We start from the raw sequence: 5415 nt of genomic DNA on the forward strand, positions 1-5415 counted from the left end.
TCGTCCAAGTCGAAGGGCGAACGTGATCGTCACATAACCGACAACTTCCCGGCAGGCCTAGATGTTGGGCTTGCTCTGAAGGGTGCGGCTCTCGATGTCGGGGAGGTCAACGCTTTCAAGAAGATCATGGCCGAACTTCGCAGAACTGAACCGAAGATCGCGAAGGCCCTAGGCCTCTAATCAGGTCCGAAGAGCGAAGGGGTCGATCCCATCTCCCGTTTTCCCTCCGCGCAGTTTGTCCGCAGCGGGCACTCAGGGCACTCTGGGTTGACAGGCCTACACCAACTATTGGCGAGTTCGATGAGGCCAAGGTGCGCGGCGCGGGAGTAGTCGCCAAAGCCGACCATGCGAGCCACGGCAAGTCTGCCATCGGTCAGCCGGTTCTTGCGGTCGGCATCGTTGGATTGGAATCGACTGGCAACGCGCAGCACACCTTTCGTCACAAGGACCGGCTCCTCCGGTCCCGCATCGGTCACGGGCCGTGATTCGATCGGTGCGACCAGCACCGCTAGGTCCGCGATGGACTCAGACAGACTGATCCCCGCACGTAGTTCGTCAGCTGAGCCCTCCAACATCTGCGGTCCGTTTGCCACCCGATCTCGCAGCGTCAGAATTTTTTCAGCTCTCTGTTCGCGTCCGGTGTTCTCGACAATGAATCGAAGATGTTCTTCGAACTCCCGGTGCTTGGCTGAAGGCAATGCCCAGGGTTTGTCGTTCTCCTGCAACAGCTTCCAAGCTCTTCGCACCAGTGACGCAGGCGCTCGGTCGAGCAATTCCTCTGCGCTGATGACCAGCCACCGTGACGGCGGTCGGTTGCGAACCCACTGCAGCCAAGGAAGCGCACGGACATGTTGCGATTTGTTCATCCACTCGGCCAGCGTCTGGGCGGTCTCACGGGTGGAGGGGCCCGCGTCTCGAGGCTCGTCCAACGATTCGCGGATAGCGAGTCCTACCACGAAACCGAGCCTTGGTGGAACAGCATTTCCGATCTGGCGGAAGGCCGCGGACGGTGGCCCGTCAAACCTGAAGTCGTCAGGGAACGTCTGTAATCGAGCTGCCTCACGCACAGTCAGTGTGCGGCTCTGTCGCGGGTGGATGTACCAGTAACCATCCTTGGCGATGTGCGCAGTAATCGTCCGTGACAAGTCGTTCTCGTTCAACCTGTTGTATTTGTCATCGAAGATGTCACCGCGATAGCGCTGGTGCTCCTTTTTTAGGTCGGTGTATTTCGATGCATGCGTCATCGACTCGAACGCTTCGCGATCGTCATCTCGGACGGGCCGGGTGATGTGATCGAACACCTTGTGTGCATCCTCAAATGCGACCCCGTTGCGCATCTCGCGTTGGAACTGCGTGATCGGCCCTGCGTACTCCGCCCAGCCGTGCTCGCCGCCCTCCGGACGCCATCCGCCCTCTACTTCCGGAAGATCCCCGATTGCGTTCCATACGCTGACCGGCTCCGAAGTCTCCGCCGGCCATCTGAACTCGGTATTGTCACTCAGAGCGACCAATATCAGGCGCTGGCGAAACTGGGGCACCCCGTAGCGCCATGTGTCGACCACGCGTTCTTCGACCGAGTAACCCATTTGCTCGAGCTCTTCAACCATGCTGCGGAGGATGAACATCTCACGGTCGAGAGCCATGTCCGGAACGTTTTCCATCAGCACTGCCTTGGGCCGAGCTCGGTCGACGATCTCGAGGAAGGATCGCCATAAGTCTCGACGTTCGTCGTGTGGGTCGCGCAGGCGTCGCTGAACCCGGTACCGAAGCATAGAACGGCCTGCCCTCGAAAATGGCTGACACGGCGGACCACCGGCGACTAGATCAATTTGTGCGTCGTTGAGAAGGTCGCCCAACTTGGCAACGATTGCCGGATCCGAAAGATCCCAGTCGACGGATAGACCACCGAAATGGTGAGCATGAGTCCGGTTGGCGAACGGTTCGTGGTCCGCGCCCAGTACAACCTTGAAACCGGCCTTCTCCAACCCGAGACTCAGCCCTCCTGCCCCGCTAAAGAAATCTGCAGCCAGAGGAGCTTTAGTTTTTTTCCGAACGGCTCGCACGTATGCCAGGAAGGAGTCGACGTCGTTGATGTGGTCGGGGTGCGGCGAAAGGTTGAGGAACGGCCCTCGAACAAGACGCACACCGTACCCACCATGCTTCTTCGAGACTTCTGATGGTGACGACGGCACAGCGTAACGATAGCCGGCAGGCCTGACACCGCGCGGTGATCGTCCCGCGTTTGGTTCGGGATTGAGTGCCTAGGTCTACTTTCCCCAGTCGACACAAGGATCGGCGCGCGCGTCGCGCCGCCCGCTTCGCGGCAACTGAACCGATGCCTGCCTGATGGCCATCAACGCACATCACAAGCGCGCCGCGGGTGAGCCCGCAAGCCTCGGCTGTGGAGCAGATTGCGCAGGTGTCGACTCACCTTTTCCAGGCAGATGACGTCCAGTTTTAAATCAAGCGTTCGTCGGGTAACCGCCAGTACATCTGCCAGACCAGTCAAAGAATGCATTATTGGCGAGCGAGCAAGATCAAGGAGGCGCATGTCACTGATCACTTCGTTTGAGTACCGCGGCGATCGCAATGCTCGCTTCCAGGCCGAACATAAGTGTGGATGGTTCTATGATGAGAAGCCGACCGGCGGTCGGATCCTGCAGTTGGAGACATACGCTAAAGACGGCAGCACTTCCCAGATCATGCAATTCGATCGGCGAGCAGTGGGAGAGCTACTCACGATCATCGCTCGAGCGTTTCTAGATCCAGCCACTGACCCTTGGAAACCATAACCGCATTCGGGCGAGAAAATCCGCAAACCAGTTGCGTTAGAGCTTTGCTCAGATTCGGGGCGCCGATGCGACATCCCTGCCCGGCCTTCCGCTGAATCTGGCCAGGGCTGACAAGTAGTCGGTCCGCAAAAGCCGAAGAACGCCCCAGCATCGGGTGCCAAATGCTTACGCCGAACTTCTCACTCAGCGACAGCGGCGCGGAGGACTCAGTAGTGACACGGGCCGCGATGGGGATGGCGCACGGCGGAGGCGCGACACTGCTTCACGACCAGATCGCCTAGCTGAGGATGAGGCTCGCCAAACGCCGATGACGGACTTCCGTCGCAGGAACGGCGGCGTCGAGTTGTTGGACGGGCGATCGACTAACTTTCTTCAGGTACTTTCTAACATTACTGACTGACGCACCTGGGGGTACCAAACATGGCCGCGCAAACAAAAAGCATCACAATTCGCGGGCACGTATTTGTCGTCAAGGCGGACATCAGAACGATCATGTGCGATGCGTGGCTTTGCCCAACCGACGGCGGCTTCAATATAGAGCCGTGGGCTCGAGAAGGCCTTGAGGTTAAGTCGCCTCGCCTTACCGGGTACAGCTGGGGCGGCCGCCGAGCGATCGCCTATAAACACAACGCTATCCCGCTAATCGTCCTAGGCAATGTTTATACGACCCCAACGTCAGGGCCCGAAGGAATCGCCGCCCGAATTGATCAACTCTTGCCGCTGATCGACGAGTTCGTCGGCGTCTCCGTCGCGCACCTTGCTCGAAGCCAATCAGATCAGCCGCCGCGACTGGCGCTTCCACTGATCGGGACAGGCCAGGGAGGCCTGCGTGGAGTCAAAGGGCACACGCTTCGGCCGTTGCTCGAAAAACTCGACCGCGTGGCGGCCGAGGCTCATGTCGACTTCGTTTTGTGCACCTACGATGCTCTCGCATGGTCGGCGGTGCAGGCAGCGCGTGCAGTGCAGCAGTGGCCGCTAACTACCGAAGAGCACGAGCTGGCTGAGAACCTGGCGGCTGAGTCCCAAGCGGAAGGCCTGGTGCTGTTCATCGGTGCCGGTGCTAGCCGCGATGTAAACCTTCCCGACTGGCGTCAGTTGCTGGAGCGGCTGTCAGAATCCCGGCTAAATGACCTATCCGGTCCCGAACGACAAAGCCTTTCATCACTGGACCCTCGTGACTATGCCACTCTTATTGAGAATGACCTCGGCCGCCCGTTATTGCTGTCGAAGCTCGAGGAGGAGCTAGGCCGTAGTGATCTACACATTGGGCTGACCCACGCGCTGCTCGCCTCCTTGGGCGCTCAGCAGGTAGTAACCACTAACTACGACAACCTTTTTGAACGAGCCTCCGCCTACGACGGCCGGACAGTGGAAGAAGCCATCACGGTTTTACCTTACGGACAGGTGCAGCAGAAACGGCCTTGGCTTTTGAAGCTGCATGGGTCTCTTCACCACAGCGCCGCCAATGACATCGTCTTGACTCGCTCGGATTACATGCGGCTCCGACACCAACGAGGCGCGCTCTACGGGATCGTGCAAGCGCTGCTGGTCACCAAACACCTCCTATTCGTTGGTTACTCACTCAACGACGAAGACTTCCACGAACTCGCCGACGAAATACGCACCGCTCTCGAGCCCAGAGCCACCGAACCCAAACAATTAGGAACCGTCCTAACGATCGAAGAATCCGCATGGGGCCGCTTATGGGGAGACCTGTTCAACGTCGTGAACATTGGTAACGGGCCGCCGGCAATCGCTGCGCGGCGACTGCAAATATTCCTTGACAGGGTGGCGTACCTGGCAACCCCGCGGCACGCCTACCTTCTCGAGCCGTCGTTCGACGGGTTGCTCAGCGACGAGGAGCAGCAAATCGCCACAAGTCTTCGCAAGCTTGAGAGGGTCGTCGCGGGATCGGATCACCCCACCGCTCATGTAGTGAGCAAGGCGCTCAGAGAATTTGGAGCGACTCCTGGTGAACGCCCCAACCGGTTGGTGCGAAGACGGGAAGTACGACTGAACGAAGCGTCCGAGCACGAGCTAGCCGAGGCCGTGCACAGTTTCAACTCTCGCTATGGGGAGATGGAAAGAGTGCTGTGGTGTCTCTCGACGCACTGCCGCGCTGCACTGCTTAACAACGATGATGCACGAGTCCTCGAGGAACTCGTTTGGACAATCAAAAGCTGGTGGGGCGTGCAAGGCGTTCGCACCGAAACTAAGTCCGCCATGGCGAGGGCTCTCCTCACCCTGGACTGGTCACCCGAACTGCTCGAGCCAACCGACACCCCGCAACTGGGCGGCGAAGAATACGCAACCAACCAGGTCGCAACCCTCGTCCGCCAGAGCATGGCAATGGGCGTTCAGCGGCGAGAGTATTCGCTCGCCTCCAAAGTGCTGCACTGGCTTCTGCCATGGCGAATCCCTGTATACGACAGTTTTGTCCGGTCTAGCCTCGGTATCCCAGAAAGATGGGATCATCCCGAGGCTTACGCGCGGATTGCGCGGGAGTTGTTCGCGGCCGCGCGAACCGTCACTGCCGCGAACCCGGCATGGGTGGGCTCGCTGGAGCCGCGTTCGCCGCTTCGTGCTTTCGACAAATGCCTCTGGTGGTTCGGCGGCGGCAACG

At 59.4% G+C, this 5415-nt stretch carries 2 protein-coding genes and 1 pseudogene; 2 read left to right on the plus strand and 1 reads right to left on the minus strand.

Annotation, left to right across the window (positions count from 1 at the left end):
- Positions 1-180 (plus strand): annotated as a pseudogene (locus A5707_RS24460) (ATP-binding protein); the annotation flags it as partial.
- On the opposite strand, the gene dcm reads toward A5707_RS24460, so the two are convergent.
- The gene (dcm, locus tag A5707_RS11140) at positions 177-2192 is read right to left on the minus strand and encodes a DNA cytosine methyltransferase (RefSeq protein WP_065014539.1); all 2016 of its coding nucleotides are present in this window, start codon (positions 2190-2192) and stop codon (positions 177-179) included. The pseudogene A5707_RS24460 and the gene dcm sit on opposite strands and share 4 nt — an antisense overlap.
- 1020 nt (positions 2193-3212) lie before the next feature.
- On the opposite strand from dcm, the gene A5707_RS11150 reads away from it, so the two are divergent.
- On the plus strand, positions 3213-5415 hold a 2203-nt coding region (locus tag A5707_RS11150), incomplete at its 3' end, for an SIR2 family NAD-dependent protein deacylase (RefSeq protein ID WP_156657796.1).

The organism is Mycobacterium kyorinense (genome assembly GCF_001672775.1).
GTDB lineage: Bacteria > Actinomycetota > Actinomycetes > Mycobacteriales > Mycobacteriaceae > Mycobacterium > Mycobacterium kyorinense_A.